Raw genomic sequence first — 20,354 nt, 5'->3', positions numbered from 1 at the left:
AAAGGAGTGACAATGAAGGTTTTAGTGCAGCGAGCCCTGAATGCTAGCGTCGTCGTTGATGGTGAAACAATTGGTGCAATTGATTATGGCCAGCTTGTACTGGTTGGAATAGAAAAAGGTGATAGTGAAGTCGATACACAGCGTTTAGCGGACAAACTTCTTAAATACCGTATGTTCAGTGATGACGAAGGAAAAATGAACTTAAACGTTCAACAGGTTGGCGGCGGTGTTTTGCTAGTTTCTCAATTTACCTTAGCAGCAGAAACCAAAAAGGGTTTACGACCAGGTTTCTCAACGGCAGCGATTCCAGTGGAAGGTGAACGACTTTTTAATGACTTTGTTAATAAGGTCCAGGCGCAATATGACAAAGTCGAAACAGGGCAGTTTGGTGCAGATATGAAAGTCTCCTTTACCAATGATGGCCCTGTTACTTTTATGTTGGATTGATATCGTAAATGAATTATATGCGTTTTGAGGGAATAGCATTTTGTGTGTGGAATTTGTCAATCGCTATTAATTATCGAGGGGTTATTAATAATTAAAGGTAAAAAAGGCGAGTAAACTAATATTTGCACAGTGAAATATTGACTTTTTGCAAGCGCTTGCATTAATGTGTTTTAGGTTCTTAATACACACATTAATAGGAAGTATAAAAATAATGAAACTTCATCTATCTAACGCACCATGTTCATGGGGCATTGAGTTCGCAGACAACCCAAGCAACCCAGCGTGGGAGACCGTTTTACAAGAAATATCCCAAGCAGGGTACAAGGCAACTGAGCTTGGCCCATTAGGCTACTTACCAACAGACTCTCAAGTGCTTGCGTTTAAATTACAAGAAAATGGATTAGGTCTTATCGCTGGTACCATTTTTAAACATCTACACAAGCCTGAAAAGCGTGCTGAAATCCTCGAATACACCAGAGAAACATGCAAACTACTACAAGCGCAACAAGCAAAATACATGGTAGTCATTGATCATGTCTCTTCGCCTAGAACAGATCAAGCTGGTCAAATTGAAACGGCTTATCGTTTACCAACAGATCAGTGGAACGAAATGATGAAGACAATCACAGAGTTGTCTTTGATTTGCCGTGAATACGACATTGTCCCTGTAGTACATCCTCATGCTGGAACCTTTATCGAATACCGTGATGAGATTGATCGCGCGATGAAAGATCTAGACAGCGATTTAGTTAAGCTTTGTGTGGATTCTGGTCATTGCCGATATGCTGGCATTAACCCTTCTGAATTGATTGAAGCTTATCAAGATCGTGTTGCCTACATTCACTTTAAAGACATCAATGAAGCTGTGTTAGAGCATACAGTAGAAAATAATGTGGACTTCTATAAAGCGATTGGCAATGGCGTATTTTGTCCGCTTGGCAAAGGCTGTGTCGATTTTACGCAATTACGAGCTACCTTAGAAAAGATCAATTACAACGGCTGGATTACAGTAGAACAGGATGTTGATCCTGCGGCTAAAGACAATAGTTCATTAGAGAATGCTCAGGAAAGCCGACAGTTTATTGAGCAGCACTTCTTACAATAAACGCTTTCATTATAGAGTTGTTAATAGCAGCTCTATAATGGAAGAATTTTGAAGAAATCATAATTTGGTAACCGACTTAGAGCGTTTTTTTTGTGAAAACGCTTCTTTTTAAAGGCTTTTTTACAAAAGGAAAAGCACTATGGCAAATCCTGTAATTAATGCATTAGGTAGAAAACTTAGACTTGGTGTGATCGGTGGTGGCCCCAGTTCATTTATTGGCATTGTGCATCGAGGTGCATCCACGCTTGAAGAATATTATGAAGTGAAGGCGGGAGTTTTTTCATCAAACCCAGTTAAATCAGTGGCGAGTGCAAAAGAGCTAGGCATCGAGCGCGGATACGCGACAGCGGAAGAAATGATTAAGGCGGAAGCCGCACGTGAAGATCGTGTTGATGTTATTGCGATTATGACGCCGAACAACAGTCATTATACCATTGCTTGTTTAGCAATTGAGTGCGGTTTTCATATCATGTGTGAGAAACCGCTAACGAATGATCTTAACGAAGCGATGGATTTAGTGAAGAAAGTCCAAGACAGCGATGTTGAGTGTTGTGTCGCCTATGCTTATTCAGGCTATCCAATGGTGCGTGAAGCGAGAGCCATTATTGAAGCTGGAGAGCTTGGTGAAATAAGAATGGTGCAATGTGATTATGTGCAGGGGCATTTAGCGGAATTAACAGAATCGGAAAAAGCGGGTGAAAATTGGCATATGGACCCTAAAATGGCGGGTTCCTCTTTGATTATTGGTGATATTGGCACCCATTGTTATCATCTAGCCTCCTTTGTATCTGGAATGACTCCTTGTGAATTAAGTGCTGATATTACAACCGTTGTACCTGGTCGAACCGCTGATGATTACACTGGAATTTTGACTCGTTATAAAAACAAAGCGAGGGGCTCTTTTTTCATTACTCAGGCTGCAGCAGGTGCTACGCATGGTTTATGCCTAAAGGTTTACGGTAGTAAAGGTGGCTTGGAATGGTATCAGGAGCAGCCGAATGAACTCTTGGTTCGTAGCTTAGATCAACCGATTAAACTATTGCAAAAAGGCGGTATAGGTTTACATGAGGCGGGTAATAGAGTGTCACGGATTGCGTTAGGCCACCCTGAAGGTTATCGAGAAGCGTTTGCGAATCTGTATACCGACTTAGCAGAAGTTATTATTGCGCAGCATACTAATGTGCCAGAAAATCCTCTCGCTCGATATTTCCCTAACATCGCAGATGGTGCCGCAGGAGTGAAGTTCGTTGAGGCTGCCGTTAAGTCTAATCAAAACAATGGCGAATGGATTTCTTTGCTCTAAAAAAAATTTGGACTGGGATGTTTTAAAAGAAACTTTTTAAAGAGGCATATGAAAGCTACTGTTTTAATGTGCCTCTTTCAATGAGCTTACAAGGCAATAATCGTTGTTCAGTTGGAAGGCCAGGCTGTTCAATTCTGGCTATGATGATGTCAACAGCGGCAGATACCATTTCTTTAATCGGCTGTTGTACTGTTGAAAGATTGTATGCTCCCCATGACGCCATAGACATGTCATTGAAGCCAAGTATGCCAAGATCCTCTGGACATTTTTTTCCCATTTCTCTGGCTGAGTCTAGGGTGGCAATGGCAAGTATGTCATCACCACAAAAGATGGCTTCAATATCTGGATTATTGGTTAGTAGCTCCTGTGATTTTATCCGACCAGCATCATATGAATAGGTATCACAGTGTTCAATTGCGACTAACTCAAGGCCATTTTCCTTTAATGTTGTAATAGTGCTTTGCTTACGATCAATGGTCGTGGTTGCATTGATTGGTCCACCTAAAAAGGCGATTTTCTTATAGCCTCGTGCAACTAGCAACTCCACTCCCATCTTTCCGCCATTATAGTTGTCAGCTGTAACGACACTAATAGAGCCGCTTAAATTTGCACGACCAAACATGATGGCTGCAGGTAGCTTAGCCTTTGCACACACTTCAGCAAAGATGGTTGGCAATACCGATGAAAGAAATAATACGCCATCAACACGGTATTGCAGCAAGGTATCTAATACAGCTTCAGGCTTAGATTCTGTAGTAAGGTTCTCAATGAGAGAGAGATAATTTCTTGATTTCAATTCTTTAGTGATTAAATCTAATACTTCAATAAAAGCAGGATTCTCGAAGTTACTAGAAATAATGCCAATTAATCTCGTACGGTTTGTCATCAAAGATTGAGCAAGCATATTCGGCTTGTAACCTAATTCATTGGCGGCAGCTTCAATTTTTTCGCGCGTTTTTTTTGAAACACTTGCACCAACGGTGAAGGCCCTTGAAACCGCAGAGAGAGAAACATTTGCTTTGTCTGCCACTTCCTTTTGAGTGATGTGCTTATAACGATCTTGCTGCATGATGACCTTATTTTATCTATTTATGCTTTTAATGTAAGTCAGTGTATTTGTATGATTTACAGCGTCAATAGTATGTTTTTTGTCACATAAAGGCTATTTTTACATTTCCTTGAATAGGTTTTTTAGATAGTCATGGTTGTAACTTGCATCGATTAATGTGCTTTTCGAACGTGAATCACATTCTTGCTCTATGGTAGACCAACCCTGGAAGTCTAATCTTTTCATTTCCTCAAAAAGCATTTTAAAGTCACAAATCCCTTTACCTAAATTGCAAAATAACCCTTGAGTTATTGCGTCATAAAAGTTGATTCTATTTTCGGTAACGACTTTTTGGACTTGAGGGTCAATGTCTTTAAAGTGAAAGTATGTCGTTCTATTTTTATGAGTTTGATAAAACTGAATAGGATCAAAACCTGCGTATAAACAATGACCTGTATCGATGCAAAGAGACAAAATACTTTCGTCAATATCCTCAAGTACTTTTTCAATTTCATCTTTATATTCGATAAAACCGGCCGCATGACCATGTAACGCAATATTTAATCCATATTCTTGGGTGCCGATTTTTGCAATGGTTTCTACTCGTTCCATCATATTTTTCCAATCCAATGTATCCAGTCGTCTGGCTTCACTTGGTCGGCCTGCAGTGAGTGCTCTTTCTTCTGCAATAGAGTCAATCAACACTGCTTGCTTTGCGCCTTGTGCTTTTAGTGAGCGGAACGTCCGACGAGCACCATCGAGAACATTCTCCCATTGCTTTGGATCATGAAAAGGACGAAAGACAACGCCAGCGGTTAGGGTTAGTTCTCTTTCATAAAGAGCGTCTCTTAAGGTGTTTGGATCTTCGGGAAAGAAGCCTACCGGCCCTAATTCAATGCCTTTATAGCCTGATGCTTTGCATTCATCGAGGACTACTTTCCATTCAGGGTTGTTTATTGAATCAGGTGTTTCGACTCCCCATGAGCAAGGTGCATTACTTATTTTTAGCTGCATAAAATCTCTTTTTATTATTGTTTAGGGTCGTTTGATAAGGCTGATAATAAAACATGAAATAATTATTGCAAGCGCTTGCAATAATTATTTCATGTTGTTAGTCTGGCGATTAAGTGATCTTGCTTTTGTTAAATATACGGCTCACTTACTGATTCTTATTGCTCAAATAGAACAAAAATAAAACAATAAAAGGATGAGATGAAAATGATCAAAAAAACCTTACTGGCTGCTTCTGTAGTTTGTGCCGCTTCGAATTTTGCTTTTGCTGAGACACTTGTGATTGGGGCTCCAATGCCTTCGTTTGCTGATAAGTGGATGAGTTATTTATTTGAAGGCATCAATGATTTTAATGATAAACACAGCGATGTTGAGATTAAAATGACGGATGCAAATGAAGATCCAAGTAAAATGCTTAATGACGTTGATAACTTTATCGATGCCGGTGTAAATGCACTTCTTGTTGTTCCTACTGATATCGCCATCGTGAAACCGATAGCGAAGAAAGCCAATAGAGCAAGTATTCCACTTGTCATTGTTAACCGTCTTCCAGACGAAAGCGCTATGAAAAATGTTGATGCTTATGTGGGATCTGAATCCATACAGGCGGGCATCATTCAGGCTGAAAGCGTTGTTGGTATGTTGGATGGGAAACAAGGAAATGTTGCCATTCTGATGGGCGTCTTAGGGCATGAGGCGCAAATTAAGAGAACGGAAGGTAACAAACAAGTCTTTTCAAAACATTCAAATATTAAAATCGTTGCTGAGCAGGAAGGTCGTTGGGATCGAGCGAAAGCACTACAAATTGTAGAAGATTTATTACAAGCCCATCCTGAAATCAATGTAATTGTTGCGAATAACGATGAAATGGCAATTGGGGCACTTTTGGCAGCGCGAAAAGCGGGCCTGACAGATGCTGATTTGATCATTACAGGGGTTGATGCTACTCCAGACGCATTGGAATATCTTGGTTCAGGCTTAGATTCAACTGTCTTCCAAAGTGCCAAAGGACAAGGTTACGGCGGTGCTGAAATTGCCTATAAACTTGCGAAAGGCGAGAAGGTTCAGAAAATGAACTGGATTAACTTTGAGCTGGTTTTGGAAGAGCAAAAAATAGAATACTTATATAAATACCAATAAGTACCTCGGTCTTTTTCGTTTTTTTTATCAGGCATAAAGAAGGTTGTTGAATTTGTCTGCTTTGATCTCTTAATAATAGTTAAGAGGTCATTAGGCGAGATTCAAAGCAAATTCAATAACATTTCTTTTATCTAATATTACGCAACTAATAAAAACAATAACGCTTATGACTAATTCAGATTGCATTTTAGAAATGATAAATGTAAGTAAAACCTTTCCAGGCGTAAAAGCTTTGGATCAGGTGAACTTATCAATCCGTAAAGGCAGTATACATGCGCTCATGGGAGAAAATGGCGCAGGTAAGTCAACTTTAATGAAAATACTGTATGGGCTTTATACGCCGGATGCAGGTGGTGAAATTTTCTTTGATGGTAAACCTTTTCATCCTAAAGCACCGATAGATGCTATTCACACCGGATTGGCAATGGTTCCTCAGGAGATTAGTCCTTCCGCGAACCTTTCTGTTGCCGCTAATTTTTACTTAGGCAGAGAAATCAAAAAGGGCATTCTGATGGATCAGGATGCTATGAATCAAAAAACCAATGACATATTGAAAGAACTTGGCATTCCTATGAGTGTTGAGACACTGATGCAAAATGTTTCTGTAGCGAAGGCGCAATTATTGGCTATTGCTACTGCAGTTTCTTATGACGCCAAACTTATCATTATGGATGAGCCAACAACGGCTTTGACAGAATCTGAAGTACACCAGCTTTATCGAATTGTTAGAAAGGTACAAGAACGTGGTATCGCGATTATCTATATTTCCCATAAGCTAGGAGAAGTATTTGAGTTATCCGATGAAGTATCCGTCATTCGAGATGGGCAATACATAGGTACTAAAAAAACCACTGATATCACTAAAGAAGAGCTCATTAATATGATGGTCGGTCGTGACATGGACGAAATGTTCCAGCGCGAAGATGTCAGCATTGGTGAGACATTACTGGAAGTTCGCAATCTAAGTTTACCAGGTAAATTCCACGATATTAATTTCAGTGTCAGAAAAGGTGAAATTTTTGGCATCGCTGGATTGGTTGGTGCTGGTCGCAGTGAAGTGGTTGAAGCTTTATTTGGTTATAAGCCTGCAGAAACTGGTGAAATTCATTTACATGGTAAAAAGATCGAAATTCATAAACCATGTGACGCCATTAAGCACCGCATTGGGTTTGTAACAGAAGACAGAAAACTGACTGGCTTGATGTTGAATATGAGCGTCACTGACAACATGATCATGCCTGAATTACTCCCTTACGAAAAACACCATCTTATTTCTGAAGAGTTAGCCAGAGATGTAGCTAATTCAATGAAAGATCAACTCCGTATTAAAACCCCAACAGTCGAAACCATCATTGGGAACCTATCTGGTGGTAATCAGCAAAAAGTATTGATTGCTCGTTGGTTGTTACTCGAACCTGAAATTTTGATTCTAGATGAACCAACAAAAGGGATCGACATCGGTGCCAAAGCCGAGATTTATAAGTTGATCGTTGAGCTCGCTCGCTTAGGAAAAGCCATCATTATTGTTTCGTCTGAAATGCTCGAACTATTGTCCTTAAGTGATCGAATTATGGTCATGGCTGAAGGGCGAGAAGTCGGTATTGTGGATCGTGAAAATGCGACCCAGGAAGTAATTTTGGAAATGGCAGCAGGTGGCGATGTGCCATCACAAGAAGAACAAGAATTAGAGTCTGAATATCAGACACAAGGGGTTGCATAATGGTTAAGGAAGCAAGCGCTAATGCGCGAAAAACTCATTACACAGAAGTGCTTAATAAATACGGAATGTTACTTATTCTGATTTTATTATTTTCTGCTCTTTCTTTAAAAATTGATGGTTTTGCCTCGCTTAGAAATATTTTCAGTATCTTAGAACAAGTCTCTATGTTTGGGATTATTGCGATTGGAGTGACCTTTGCCATTGTTACTGGTGGTATTGATTTATCTTCTGGAGCCGTTGTTGCTTTAGCGTCAGTTGTTGGTGCTTCGATAGTGACTGGTACAGAAGGTTATGGAATGACCATTTTTGCCTTTGGTGCTGCAATGTTTGTGGGCAGTATTTGTGGCCTGATTAATGGCTCTATTACCGCTTACGGTCGTATACCTCCTTTCATTGCCACGCTTGGAATGATGACCATGGCCCGTGGCGTGGCTCAGCTTGTTAGTAATGGTCGTCCAATTGACGCCAGCTCTGATGCGTTTACTTCTATTGGCGACGGATCAATTTTTGGTGTGCCAGGTCTTGTTGTTATTTATGTTCTGGTTGCAATTACCTGCCATATCATGATGAGCCGTATGAGCTTTGGTCGCCATGTTTTTGCCATTGGCGGTAATGTGAATACGGCGAAAATTTGTGGTGTTAATGTCGAAATCACTCTTCTTAAAGTTTATATCCTAGCTGGTGCGCTTGCTGGATTAGCTGGCGCCATGCTGACTTCTAGAGCGTACGCAGGTAACCCAACATTCGGCAACATGTGGGAACTGGATGCGATCGCCGCCGCTGTTATTGGTGGTACTTCTCTCGCTGGTGGTGTGGGTTCTGTTCCTATGTGTATTGTCGGAGCTTTGATTATCGGTGTGATGAATAAAGGCCTGAACATGTTGGGCGTAGATCCATATTGGCAGCAAATAATCAAAGGTATGATCATCATTGGTGCCGTTCTATTAGATGCGCAAAAACGCAAAAAAGCCTAGTTGTTAAAACGTATGCTGGTTAGTAAACCCCGGTATTAGGCAGTCGTTAGCGTCATAGTTTTATCATTAATCTAACAATAAAAAGAGAAGTCTTATGGATACAATTCGTCTCACTGTAGCGGAAGCGCTGGTAAAATATTTAGTGGCACAGAAGATTGAAATTGACGGTCAAGTCGAGTCGTTATTTGGTTGTTCCTTCGCTATTTTTGGACATGGCAACGTGACTTGCCTAGGTCAGCAATTGAAAAATGTTGAAGAGCAACTGCCTACGTGGCGTGGGCAAAATGAGCAATCGATGGCAATGGCAGCAGTGGCTTATGCAAAAGCCAATAACCGTCAACGTATTGGTATTGCTACCACATCTATTGGTCCTGGAGCAACCAACATGGTAACTGCGGCTGGTATTGCACATACCAACCGTTTGCCTTTGTTGATGATGGCGGGGGACGCCTATACCAGTCGTTTACCAGATCCTGTTCTGCAACAAACAGAGCATTTCCACTCTCCATCTATTACGGCAAATGATGCCTTTAAGGCAGTGACTCGTTATTGGGATCGTATTATTCATCCTGCTCAGCTATTGCAAACCTTGCCTTTGGCCTTGGATACCTTACTTGATCCTGCCGATTGTGGTCCTGTGTTTTTAGGTTTGCCGCAAGATATACAAGGTATCGCGTTTGATTACCCGGTGCGTTTCTTTGAAGAAAAAGTACACCGTATTCGTCGACCACAACCTGAACAATGTGATTTAGAACTGGCCGCTACATTGATTAGCAACGCCAAGCAACCTTTGATCATCAGTGGTGGCGGTGTTCATTATTCTAGAGCAACGGATGAATTAGCAGCCTTTGCGAAACAACATCAAGTTCCGGTTATCGAAACGATTGCAGGGCGATCTGCATTGCTTCAGGACAACCCTTTAAATGGAGGACCTATTGGAGCGACAGGTTCGGATTCTGCCAATTATCTTGCTGCTCATGCGGATGTAGTGATTGCAATAGGAACCCGGTTGCAAGATTTTACAACAGGTTCATGGTCTGTATTCCGTAACCCAAACTTAAAAATCATTAGCATTAACGTTGGTCGTACGGATGCCATAAAACATTTGGCGATGCCTATCGTTGCTGATGCTAAGCAGACTCTTTCTCAGTTAAATAGCCTTTTAGGGACATGGAAAGCAAGCATGTCTTGGGCTTCGTTAGCACAAGAAAAATCGGCTGAATGGAAGGCTTTGTGTCAACAACGAAGTGCAGTGAAAGGCACAGAAATGGCGTCTTATGCTCAAGTTATCGGTGCAGTGAATCGTTTAGCAGAGACAGGCGATACGGTTTTAACTGCCGCGGGTGGTTTGCCTGCCGAGTTAAATATGAATTGGCAGAGTAAGCAGATTGGTAAATTCGATATTGAATTTGGTTTCTCTTGCATGGGATATGAGATCGCAGGTGGTTGGGGCGCAAAAATAGCTAATCCAGACAATGATGTTGTTGTACTCGTCGGTGATGGTTCTTACATGATCCTCAACTCAGACATCTATAGCTCCGTGTTAACAGGCCATAAGATGATCGTGATTGTTTGTGATAACGCTGGTTTCGCAGTCATTAACAAGCTGCAAAACAACACAGGTAATGATTCCTTTAATAATTTATTAGCAGATTGCCGTCGCCCCGATGGTGAATTAGCAAGAGTTGATTTTGCCAAACACGCCGAAGCACAAGGTGCGATCAGTGAAAAAATTACTAACATGAGCGAGTTTGATGACGCTTTTGCAAGAGCGAAAGCCGCTGATAAAACTTCAGTTATTGTCGTTGATATTGATCCTACTAAATGGTCCAGCTGTGACTGCTGGTGGGAAGTTGGTTTACCAGAAATAACACGCAATGAAAAAGTTGAAAAAGCAGTCAATAACTTTAATGCAGGGCGTACTCATCAACGCCGTGGCGTATAGGGAGATAACATATGTTTAATGAAGAAATGCGTTCGGAGCAGCCTCTACGTTGGGCAATGGTTGGTGGCGGCCGTGGTAGTCAAATTGGTTACGCACATCGTTCTGGTGCAACACGCGATGGTCACTTTCAGTTAGTGGCGGGTGCCTTTGATATTGATGCAGATCGTTGCCGTGATTTTGGTACCAACTTAGGCCTATCCGCCGACCGTTGCTATGCCGATTACCTCACCATGTTTACCGAAGAAGCAAAACGTGACGATGGAATTCAAGCCGTTTCAATTGCAACACCGAATGCGACTCACTATCCAATTGCCAAAGCAGCACTAGAGTCAGGGCTACATGTTGTTTGCGAAAAACCAGTGACCTTTACTGTGGTTGAAGCCGAAGATTTAAAAAAAATAGCACGAAAACATAATCGAATTTTTGGGGTTATGTATGGTTACGCTGGTTTCCAGATGATTCACCAGGCGCGAGAAATGATTCAGCGAGGAGATATTGGTGAAGTGCGTGTGATTAACATGCAATTTGCTCATGGCTTCCATGCACAAGAAGTAGAGAAAAATGACCCTGGTGCGAAATGGCGTATGAACCCTGAAGTATCTGGGCCAACCTATGTGTTGGGCGATATCGGTACCCACGCTTTTTACATGGCGCAGCTGATGACCGACTTAGATGTGGAAAGTTTATGCTGTACGCGTCAGAGCTTTGTGAAGTCACGAGCCCCTTTAGAAGATAACGCCCATGTGATGATGCAATTTTCAAATGGTGCGGTAGGAACATTGTGGGCTAGTGGTGTTAATGCGGGTTCTATGCATCAACAAAAAATTCGTATTGTTGGCGAAAAAGCCAGCCTTGAATGGTGGGATGAGCGCCCTAACCAGCTTAGCTACGAAGTTCAAGGTGAGCCAGCTCGGGTATTAGAGCGAGGTATGGGGTATTTACACAAAGACAGCCCAGCAGTGAACAGTGACCGTATTGGTGGTGGTCATGCTGAAGGCTTCTTTGAGTCTTGGTCCAATATCTACAGTCGTTTTGGCATTGTTATGAAAGCCGCTAACCGGGGAGATCAAGATACAGTTGATGCCACATGGTACCCAGATATTGACGCTGGTATTGAAGGTGTTCGCTTGCTTGAGCGCTGTGTCGATTCCGCTGATAACGGAGCCAAATGGGTGAAATATCATGACTAGTTTAGCGTTCCCAACTAACCGATCTCTCGATGTGGTTTGCTTTGGTCGGGCGGGTGTGGATTTGTATGCACGCGAAGAAAATGTGGATATGACGGATGTCTCTGGCTTCGATAAGTTTGTCGGAGGCTCGCCCGCTAATATTGCTGTTGCTTTATCGAAATTAGGTGCTAAAGCAGGTTTGATCAGTTGCGTTTCTGACGATGGGTTGGGGCGTTATGTCTGTGATTATCTAGACAGTCTAAAGGTCGATTTGAAAGGCATGGTTATTGACAAATCTGGCTCTCGTACCAGCTTGGCAATTACAGAAATGAAAGCCAGCGATTGTGAAGTGGTTATCTATCGAAATAATGCGTCAGATTTAACACTGTCAATTGAACAAATCGATAAAGCCTATATAGCTCAAGCCAAAATACTCTTGGTATCAGGAACGGCATTATCAACAAGTCCGTCTAGAGAAGCCGCTTTGGCTGCGATTCGTTATGCGAGAGATGCTGGCACCGTAGTTATTTTGGATGTGGATTACCGAGCTTATTCTTGGCATTCACCTGAAGAGTCTTCTTTGTATTATCAACTGGCCGCCAGTTTGTCGGATGTGGTGATTGGTAATCGTGAAGAATTTGATGTGATGGAAATGCTAGAAAAACCAGATGTTGAGAAAGGCGATGACAAAACGGCTCTTCGTTATCTAAATGACGCCACTCAAGTGGTCATTATTAAAGCCGGTGAGCATGGATCAAAGATTTATACCCGCGATGGAAAAAATTTCACTCAAGGTATCTTTCCTGTTGAAGTCAAAAAACCCTTTGGAGCCGGAGACTCTTTTGCTGGTGCACTTATGTACGCTTTATTACAGGGCTATAGCTTACAAGAAAGCGTCAAAATGGGGTCGGCAGCGGCAGCCATTAACGTATCAAAAAAGAACTGTACTGAAGCTATGCCAACACGTGCAGAGCTAATGAATTTCATTGCGACCTATGAGGCCGCTTAACACAAATAATGAAAGAATAATTTAGAGTAAAGGGTTTTTGGGTGTTATTGCTTGAGAATGACATTGCTACTTTCTTTAAATATTTTCATTAAAAACGATCTTTGGAGAAAAGTATTATGGGTAAGCATATTCCAGCCTATGACAATAAAAACAAGGCCATTATCGATGTAAACGATGACACGACACCATTGATCTACTTTAACCAAGTATTTTTACAAAAAGGTGAGAGTCATCAATACCAATTGGATAACTATGAGACGGCTATCGTCTTAGCTGGAGGTACTTGTACCATTACAGTAGATGGCAAAGCTTTTGAAAATGTTGGTGTTAGAAAACATGTTTGGGATGGTGATCCCGCGGCCGTCTACGCTCCCGTTAATGCAGTTGTTAAGATTACTTGTACGTCAGAAAACGCAGACTTGATGGTTGCTGGTGGACGTTATGAGGAAACATTAAAGCCGTTTGAAGTGAAACCTGAAGAAACGGACAAAATCCAATACGGTAGTGATGATACAAAAACCCATCGAAAAATTAAGCATATTCTAGGTCAGAAAAATGCGAATCAACGTGGTCGTTTGCTCGTGAGTGAATTGTTTACAGTTGGTGCTGGTGGTTGGTCTGGTTTTCCTGCCCACAAACACGATACCGAACGTGGTAAAGAAGAAACGCGTTATGAAGAGGTTTATCAGTTTCGCTTTAATCCTGATCAAGGTTTTGGTGCACAATTTTTGTATGAACACGAAGACGATATTGGTCCCGTTTATCACATTAAGAACCGCAGCGTGATTGCGATCGATAAAGGTTATCACCCATGTGTCGCAGCACCTGGCTATGAAATGTATTACTTCACCGTCATTGTTGGGGAACATTCTAAGTCGCTTATTCAGCATTTTGACCCGAACCATGAATATCAGGTACACACGATTCCTGGTATCAAGGACATGATTAACAAATTCAAATAATGGAGTGTTGATATGCTAGTCACACTGAATGATATTTTGCCTGATGCGGCAAACTCTGATTATGCCATTCCTTGTTGTAATGTGTTTGGCTATGAAGAGGGCAGAGCCATTGTAGAGGCGGCTGAGTCGTTGAAGAGTCCGATTATTTTGGCGGCGAATAAAGATATGGTCGACTTCATGGGCGTTGAGGCGTTAGCGAAAATGCTTTTGTCTTTAGCCAATGCTAGTTCTACTGAAGTCTGCGTCCATTTAGATCATACCTATGATGAAGATATTGTTTTTAATGCCATGCATCATGGTTTCTCTTCGGTCATGTTTGATGGGTCTCAACTCTCGTTGGAAGAAAATATTCGTCGTACGAAAAATGTAGCTCAAGTAGCTCATGCACTAGGCGTGAGTGTTGAAGGTGAAATTGGTTCAGTGGCGTATAAAGAGGGGCGAGACCATATTAAGTCAATTAATACCTCGCCAGATGATGCTTATCGTTATGCAACAGAAAGTAATCTTGATGCCATGGCGATTGCTATTGGTAATGTCCATCGCTTAACCACACCCGATTCAGTGATTGATTACTCTTTATTGGACGCTATTAAGAATAGAGTGACGGATATCCCTCTAGTTATTCATGGCACAACAGGCATTAAAGAGGACGATATTAAACAACTTAAGAAAACACGCGTTGCAAAATTTAATATTGGCACTTCATTGCGTATGGCGATGGGATCAAATTTAAGGCGCTTAATGAATGAAGAGCCGGATAAATTCGACAAGATGTATTTTATGCAAAAAGCCATGCCTTTTGTTCAAGCGGAAGCAGAACGAATCATTCAGTTGTTACGTTAAGAAAATCCCGTTTTGGCCTCTCTAATGGGGCATTTTTTTTGTCTCTAATATAGTAAAAGGAGTGATTATGCTTAACCTCGCATTATTTGGGGCTGGTCGCATTGGTCAAATTCACGCAAAAAATATTTCATTACACCAAGACTGCTGTTTGAAATATGTGATTGATATGAATGATGTCGTTGCACAACAGACCGCTGAAAAATATGGCGCTCAAGCGGTTTCCGTTGATCAAGCATTAGCTGATCCTCGTGTTGATGCTGTATTAATATGCAGTATTACAGAAACACATGCAGACCTGATTGAACTTGCCGCTAAAGCCGGCAAGGCCATTTTTTGTGAAAAACCAGTCGACCTATCGATAGAGCGAGTCGATGCTTGTTTAGCTTTGGTTAAAAAGGCTAATGTGCCATTAATGATGGCGTTTAATCGTCGATTTGACCCTAACTTTGCACATCTAAAAAACGTGCTGGATTCTGGTGAAATGGGTGCGGTCGAAATGCTAACTATTTCTTCCCGAGATCCGGAAGCTCCGCCTGCAAGTTATATTAAAAGCTCTGGTGGCATGTTTCGTGATATGTCGATACATGACTTTGATATAGCACGTTGGCTGTTGGGTGAGGAGCCTGTGTCCGTTTATGCAACAGCTTCAGCCATGACATCACCTCATGTTAAAGAGGCTGGAGATGTAGATACAGCAATTATCACACTAACATGTAAAAGCGGAAAAATGGCGGTGATTACCAATAGCCGCAGAGCGTCTTATGGCTATGATCAAAGAGTCGAAGTTCACGCCAGTGGTGGCATGTTGACCGTTAATAATATTCCTGAGAGCACATTGTCTATTGCAACGGAAAATGGAATGGCGTCACAAAAGCCTATGGCTTTCTTTTTAGAGCGTTATGCAGAGGCCTATCGTAATGAGCTAGATGCTTTTGTTTCAGGTTTGCAATCTGGAATAGAAAATTACCCTGTTGGAGAGGATGGAAGGAAAGCATTATTAATAGCTAACGCTGCACTTAAGTCTTTAGAGACGGGGAATGCGCAGACATTAGCATTGCAATAATTAGGAACGATGTGTGTTATCAAAACCTTAGGTTAACTTAGGTTCTGATAAACAAGATGAGCGCTTGCTACATCGGCCAACGCAGTACCTACGGATTTAAATAAGGTTGTCTGATTTTTATTTAGGCGACCTTTAACTTTTCCTGAGCAAAGTTCAGCAAGCTCGCCCTTTATATGATTTTTTTCAATAATGCCTTCTTCGAGCGGAATCAGTATTTCACCTGCTTCGTTGAATACATTTAAATAACTGTCAGCTATTACATGAGACATTTTTACGGTCGCTGAGTCACATTCTCGACATGTTGTATGGTGATTTCCGACTAAATCAATATGCGTGCCTGCTGCCAAAAGAGAGCTTTTGAATAATGGTATTGGACTACCTGTTGCACAACTTACAACATCAACTTGAGTAATGACATCTTCGTATTTTTTGCATGTTATTACTTCAATGTCAGGTCGAGCGGTTTGAATTTTTTGTTGCGTAATCTGCATTTTTTCTTCGGAGCGGCCATGAACATAAACTTTCGTTATTGGTCGGACACTAGCATGGGCTAAGGCCATATAAGAAGCTAGCTCACCGGTACCAAACAATAATAAAGAACTCGAATTTTCACGAGCCATAAAGCTGGCGGCAAGAGCCGATATTGCGGCTGTGCGCCAATATGTCAGACTAGTGCCATCAACTAAAGCCAGTGGAGCTCCTGTTTCTCTTGAGAATAATAAAACCTGTGCAGCAACGGTTAATCGACCATGTTCAGGATTTTTCGGATAATGAGTGAAAGTTTTTACACCAAGAACGTCCTGAGTCCAAGCTGGTAAAACGGCAAAAGTATCGTGTTTTTCTACAGTGCCACCAGGTAAGGTGTAAATTTGTCTTTGAGGCATACCAAAGTCAGTACTAAAAGCAGCTTGTAACGCAGGAACAAGACTTTCGAAAGATAATGTTTGTTGCACTTCTTCTGCACTGATAATTCGCATAGGGTACCTTTGTAGTTAGCCAATCAAAAATTTTACTTTCTACATTAAGAATACTCGATTCTGTGCTCTTAATGAATGTTCTACAAGGCAAAAAAAACGCCCCAGTCAAGCTGAGGCGTTTTTAAAACAGTTTAAGAAAGGACTGAGAATAACTACTGATTAGTCTCTGAGCTAGGTTCGTCAGAGGCCTCATCTTCATCATTTTCTGGTACTTTCACAGTTCTACCTGCAATAAGACCTAATTCAAACAGCATCCACATAGGAATGGCTAATAACGTTTGGGAGAAAATGTCAGGGGGAGTAATCAGCATACCAACGACAAAACAGCCAAGAAAAATATAAGGACGCTTCTTGGATAACGTGGCAACGGTTGTGACGCCGGCTTTAATCAGTAAATACGTAGCAACTGGAATTTCAAAGGTCACGCCAAATGCAAAGAAGAGTTTTAATACAAAATTTAAGTAATTATTAATGTCGGTCATAACGGTTACTTCACCTGGGCCAACCGTAGTGAAAAAGCCGAAAATGAGTGGCAATACAACGTAATAGGCGAATAAAACCCCTGCGTAAAAAAGAAAGATGCTGGAGATAAGCAAAGGAATCGCAATACGTTTCTCGTTCTTATATAAAGCTGGAGCAATAAAGGACCAAGCTTGGAAGAGCGTATAAGGAACAGACAGCAAGACAGCAACAGCGAACGTTAGCTTTAACGGCGCGAGAAAGGGTGAAGCAACTTCTGTTGCGATCAATGAGCTTCCAGGTGGCAGTAACAAGCGTAATGGCTCTGATACGATGAGATATAAGTCGTTGGCAAAGGCATATAAACCGAGAAACAGAACCAGAATGACAAGAACCGCTTTTAATAAACGATTTCTTAACTCAATAAGATGAGCGACTAAAGGTGCTTGGTTAGAAGAGCTTGTACTCATAATGCGTTACATTTCCGCGCGTCGTTTTAACTAGGAACGAGAAGTGGATGTCTCGGGTATTTTTTGTTCTGCATCTGCTAATGGAGTTAAATCAGCTTCCTGTTTATTAGAAGCAACTAAAGGTGCTTCGTCATTGTCCGTTGTATTTTCTGTTATAGGTGTCATTGGCTCCTGTGCATAGGACTCAGGCAACGGAGTAATGGTATTCTGAATTGTTTTTTCTTCTTTAAGGGTGCGTTGGTTAGTTTCGGTGATTTTTTGTTGCAGTTCCTCCTGATCAAGTTGTGCATTAATTTCTCTCTGCACAGAGTTGATGCTGCGACGAATCTTACGCACCCAAAGCCCCGCTGTTTTCGCAGCATGAGGCAGGCGTTCTGGTCCAAGAATTAACAGACCTACAACGAAGACAACTAAAAGTTCAGAAAAGCCAATATCGAACACAGGTTAGGCGCTCTTATCGTCTTTTTTTACTTCACTATCAATGACTTTGTTCTGAGCTGTTTTCTCATCTTCCACGTCACTGTCTTTGTCCACGGCTTGTTTAAAACCTTTAACTGCACCGCCTAGATCTGCGCCTAGGTTTTTTAGTTTTTTAGTACCGAAAATAAGAATTAGAATTGCTAAAACAATCAATAATTGCCAAATACTAATACCACCTAACATATATTTCTCCAGTTACTTATTCGTTTAATCGCCTAATTACAGCGCTTATTCATTATTTAGTTCGATTTGCTTTTTCTTCTAAGCCAGACAAATCAAATCGACGAGCTAATTCGTCTAGTATAGCATCAGGGCCAATATCTAAATGAGATAACATGACTAGGGTGTGAAACCAAAGGTCAGCTGTTTCATAAATTAAATCAGATTTATCACCGGATGTGACAGAGTCTTTAGCAGCAATGATGGTTTCAATACTTTCTTCGCCTACTTTTTCTAGGATTTTATTTAATCCTTTTGCGTGTAGGCTCGCGACATAAGAAGAATCTGCCGCCGCACCTTTACGTTGTTCTAGAGTAGCCGCTAGTTCAGCCAATACATCGGTTTTCATTATAGTCTCTCGAATGTTACGGTTTTAAGACAAGCAAGTACAGGCCTACTAGAAATAGTCCTAAACTGGTTATGTCAGCCGTCGATAAATGTTCCATGGAAACGGGATCAGTAAAAATCCATGCGGCTCCCAAACTTAATACGCCAAGTAGCCGGAACGGTAGATTCTTACGGCTCTTTTTCAACTCTTTGCCTAATTCGTCAATGGCTTCTGTTTGCGCCTGAATACGTTCTTCTTGATGTGACATTTGAGATAGAGCTGTAAAAATCAAATTAGGAATTTGTGGTAGTTGACCTGCCCATTGTGGGGCTTGTTTGCGAACTTCTTCCATCACTCGCTTCGGCCCCATTTGTTCACGCATCCAGCGCTCCAGAAAGGGTTTAGCAGTTACCCATAAATCTAAATCAGGATAAAGCTGACGACCTAAACCTTCAATGTTTAATAAGGTTTTTTCTAATAAAACCAACTGAGGTTGCACTTCCATATTGAAGCGACGTGCAGTTTGGAATAGGCCGATTAATACTTGACCAAATGAGATGTCTTTTAGTGGTTTTGCAAACATAGGCTCACAAACGCTTCGAATTGCTGATTCAAAGGCATGCACGGGTGTACCTTTTGGAACCCACCCACTTTCCACATGTAACTCAGCAACTAAACGATAATCACGCTGGAAAAAGGCTAAAAGGTTACGAGCTAAATAGTTTTTGTCTGCGTCATCTAAGCTACCCATGATGGCACAATCAATCGCAATATATTTGGGTTTTTCTGGGTTACTCACATCAACGAAAATATTGCCCGGATGCATATCCGCATGAAAGAAACTGTGAGAAAAAACCTGTGTAAAGAATATTTCCACACCACGCTCAGCTAAACATTTCATATTCACATTGGCTTTATTAAGCGCTGGAATATCAGCCACAGGAATACCGTAAATGCGCTCCATTACCATGACATTTCGATGGCTGTAATCCCAATACACTTGAGGTACATAAAGTAAATCTGAACCAACAAAGTTACGTTGTAATAGTCCTGTGTTAGCAGCTTCTTTAGCGAGGTCTAATTCATCTAGAATGGTATATTCGTAATCAGTAACGACTTCAATCGGTCGTAAACGGCGTCCATCTTCACTTATGTTAGCGACTAAGTTTGCTAAGGTATAAAGCAGCTTAATGTCTTTGGCTATGGTTTTTTCAATTTTAGGGCGAATGACCTTTACGATAACTTCTTCGCCTGAATGCAGTTTGGCGGTATGAACTTGAGCAATGGAAGCAGATGCCAGTGGTTCGACAGAAAACTCTGCAAATAACTCTGCAACCGGTGCTTTTAAATCTCGCTCAATAATAGTTTGAGCGACTTGTCCTGAAAAGGCTGGAACCCTGTCTTGAAGTTTAGCAAGTTCATCAGCGATCTCATCGTCTAAGAGGTCTCGTCGTGTCGATAAAATTTGACCGAACTTAACAAAGATAGGGCCAAGAGATTCCAGCGCCAAGCGAAGGCGTTCCCCTTTATTTTTACTGGCGTGTTTTCGTCCTATAGAACAAATTACACCTAACGTACAACGTATGTACCAAGGTAATAAGGCAAAAGGAATAAATACATCAAGGCGAAAGCGTATTACGGTAAATACAATGCGTAACAGACGAAAAACACTGGTTAACATA

The 20,354-nt window shown here is 41.3% G+C and carries 20 protein-coding genes; 12 read left to right on the top strand and 8 right to left on the bottom strand.

Annotation, left to right across the window (positions count from 1 at the left end):
* The first annotated feature begins 12 nt into the window (after positions 1 to 12).
* The 3 genes from dtd to AC0L3Y_RS03515 all read left to right on the top strand — a co-directional run bounded on the left by dtd (position 13) and on the right by AC0L3Y_RS03515 (position 2,855).
* Positions 13 to 447 (top strand): D-aminoacyl-tRNA deacylase, encoded by a 435-nt coding sequence (dtd, locus tag AC0L3Y_RS03525; RefSeq protein WP_473468832.1) that lies wholly within the window; start codon positions 13 to 15, stop codon positions 445 to 447.
* 211 nt (positions 448 to 658) lie between these two features.
* Positions 659 to 1,552 (top strand): TIM barrel protein, encoded by an 894-nt coding sequence (locus AC0L3Y_RS03520; RefSeq protein ID WP_473468830.1) that lies wholly within the window; start codon positions 659 to 661, stop codon positions 1,550 to 1,552.
* A gap of 139 nt (positions 1,553 to 1,691) precedes the next feature.
* The gene (locus tag AC0L3Y_RS03515; RefSeq protein WP_473468826.1) at positions 1,692 to 2,855 is read left to right on the top strand and encodes a Gfo/Idh/MocA family protein; all 1,164 of its coding nucleotides are present in this window, start codon (positions 1,692 to 1,694) and stop codon (positions 2,853 to 2,855) included.
* A gap of 55 nt (positions 2,856 to 2,910) precedes the next feature.
* Here AC0L3Y_RS03515 and AC0L3Y_RS03510 read toward each other — a convergent pair whose 3' ends face one another.
* Both AC0L3Y_RS03510 and AC0L3Y_RS03505 read right to left on the bottom strand, forming a co-directional pair.
* On the bottom strand, positions 2,911 to 3,924 hold the full coding sequence (locus AC0L3Y_RS03510; protein WP_473468822.1) for a LacI family DNA-binding transcriptional regulator: 1,014 nt from the start codon (positions 3,922 to 3,924) through the stop codon (positions 2,911 to 2,913).
* A gap of 99 nt (positions 3,925 to 4,023) precedes the next feature.
* Positions 4,024 to 4,917 carry a sugar phosphate isomerase/epimerase family protein gene (locus AC0L3Y_RS03505; protein WP_473468819.1) on the bottom strand — a complete coding sequence of 298 codons (894 nt, stop codon included), beginning with the start codon at positions 4,915 to 4,917 and terminating at the stop codon, positions 4,024 to 4,026.
* Positions 4,918 to 5,121: 204 nt separating this feature from the next.
* Here AC0L3Y_RS03505 and AC0L3Y_RS03500 point away from each other — a divergent pair, with 204 nt between their 5' ends.
* From AC0L3Y_RS03500 to iolG, 9 genes are all read left to right on the top strand, one after another.
* Entirely contained in the window at positions 5,122 to 6,054 is a 933-nt protein-coding gene (locus tag AC0L3Y_RS03500; RefSeq protein WP_473468816.1) for a sugar ABC transporter substrate-binding protein, read from the top strand.
* 166 nt (positions 6,055 to 6,220) lie between these two features.
* Complete coding sequence (locus AC0L3Y_RS03495) at positions 6,221 to 7,774, top strand: sugar ABC transporter ATP-binding protein (protein WP_473468813.1); 1,554 nt, start codon at positions 6,221 to 6,223, stop codon at positions 7,772 to 7,774.
* On the top strand, positions 7,774 to 8,748 hold the full coding sequence (locus AC0L3Y_RS03490) for an ABC transporter permease (RefSeq protein WP_473468811.1): 975 nt from the start codon (positions 7,774 to 7,776) through the stop codon (positions 8,746 to 8,748). Before AC0L3Y_RS03495 ends, AC0L3Y_RS03490 begins: the two co-directional genes overlap by 1 nt.
* A 94-nt stretch (positions 8,749 to 8,842) precedes the next feature.
* A complete protein-coding gene (iolD, locus tag AC0L3Y_RS03485; protein ID WP_473468808.1) occupies positions 8,843 to 10,693 on the top strand; it encodes a 3D-(3,5/4)-trihydroxycyclohexane-1,2-dione acylhydrolase (decyclizing) in 1,851 nt (616 codons plus the stop codon).
* An 11-nt stretch (positions 10,694 to 10,704) separates the two neighbouring features.
* Entirely contained in the window at positions 10,705 to 11,883 is a 1,179-nt protein-coding gene (locus tag AC0L3Y_RS03480; protein WP_473468806.1) for a Gfo/Idh/MocA family protein, read from the top strand.
* Positions 11,876 to 12,871, top strand: coding sequence for a 5-dehydro-2-deoxygluconokinase (iolC, locus tag AC0L3Y_RS03475; protein ID WP_473468804.1), 996 nt, complete (start codon positions 11,876 to 11,878; stop codon positions 12,869 to 12,871). The genes AC0L3Y_RS03480 and iolC overlap by 8 nt, the downstream gene beginning before the upstream one ends.
* 116 nt (positions 12,872 to 12,987) lie before the next feature.
* Positions 12,988 to 13,833 carry a 5-deoxy-glucuronate isomerase gene (locus AC0L3Y_RS03470; protein WP_473468801.1) on the top strand — a complete coding sequence of 282 codons (846 nt, stop codon included), beginning with the start codon at positions 12,988 to 12,990 and terminating at the stop codon, positions 13,831 to 13,833.
* A 12-nt stretch (positions 13,834 to 13,845) separates the two neighbouring features.
* Positions 13,846 to 14,676 carry a class II fructose-bisphosphate aldolase gene (locus tag AC0L3Y_RS03465; protein ID WP_473468799.1) on the top strand — a complete coding sequence of 277 codons (831 nt, stop codon included), beginning with the start codon at positions 13,846 to 13,848 and terminating at the stop codon, positions 14,674 to 14,676.
* A 67-nt stretch (positions 14,677 to 14,743) separates the two neighbouring features.
* The gene (iolG, locus tag AC0L3Y_RS03460) at positions 14,744 to 15,739 is read left to right on the top strand and encodes an inositol 2-dehydrogenase (RefSeq protein WP_473468796.1); all 996 of its coding nucleotides are present in this window, start codon (positions 14,744 to 14,746) and stop codon (positions 15,737 to 15,739) included.
* A 32-nt stretch (positions 15,740 to 15,771) separates the two neighbouring features.
* Here iolG and lhpI read toward each other — a convergent pair whose 3' ends face one another.
* From lhpI to ubiB, 6 genes are all read right to left on the bottom strand, one after another.
* A complete protein-coding gene (lhpI, locus tag AC0L3Y_RS03455) occupies positions 15,772 to 16,716 on the bottom strand; it encodes a bifunctional Delta(1)-pyrroline-2-carboxylate/Delta(1)-piperideine-2-carboxylate reductase (protein ID WP_473468794.1) in 945 nt (314 codons plus the stop codon).
* 152 nt (positions 16,717 to 16,868) lie between these two features.
* Positions 16,869 to 17,645 (bottom strand): twin-arginine translocase subunit TatC, encoded by a 777-nt coding sequence (gene tatC / locus AC0L3Y_RS03450; protein ID WP_473468792.1) that lies wholly within the window; start codon positions 17,643 to 17,645, stop codon positions 16,869 to 16,871.
* Between the two features lie 30 nt (positions 17,646 to 17,675).
* Positions 17,676 to 18,086, bottom strand: coding sequence for a Sec-independent protein translocase protein TatB (gene tatB, locus AC0L3Y_RS03445; RefSeq protein WP_473468790.1), 411 nt, complete (start codon positions 18,084 to 18,086; stop codon positions 17,676 to 17,678).
* 3 nt (positions 18,087 to 18,089) lie between these two features.
* Positions 18,090 to 18,308 carry a Sec-independent protein translocase subunit TatA gene (tatA, locus tag AC0L3Y_RS03440; RefSeq protein ID WP_473468787.1) on the bottom strand — a complete coding sequence of 73 codons (219 nt, stop codon included), beginning with the start codon at positions 18,306 to 18,308 and terminating at the stop codon, positions 18,090 to 18,092.
* Between the two features lie 52 nt (positions 18,309 to 18,360).
* A complete protein-coding gene (locus AC0L3Y_RS03435; RefSeq protein WP_473468785.1) occupies positions 18,361 to 18,693 on the bottom strand; it encodes a phosphoribosyl-ATP diphosphatase in 333 nt (110 codons plus the stop codon).
* A 16-nt stretch (positions 18,694 to 18,709) separates the two neighbouring features.
* Positions 18,710 to 20,353, bottom strand: a complete 1,644-nt coding sequence (gene ubiB / locus AC0L3Y_RS03430; RefSeq protein WP_473468782.1) for a ubiquinone biosynthesis regulatory protein kinase UbiB — start codon at positions 20,351 to 20,353, stop codon at positions 18,710 to 18,712.
* Position 20,354: the final 1 nt, after the last annotated feature.

The sequence above is a fragment of the Marinomonas sp. GJ51-14 genome (genome assembly GCF_055808695.1).
Note: the sequence above shows the minus strand (reverse complement) of the source record. Positions and strands in the feature narration are given on the sequence as shown.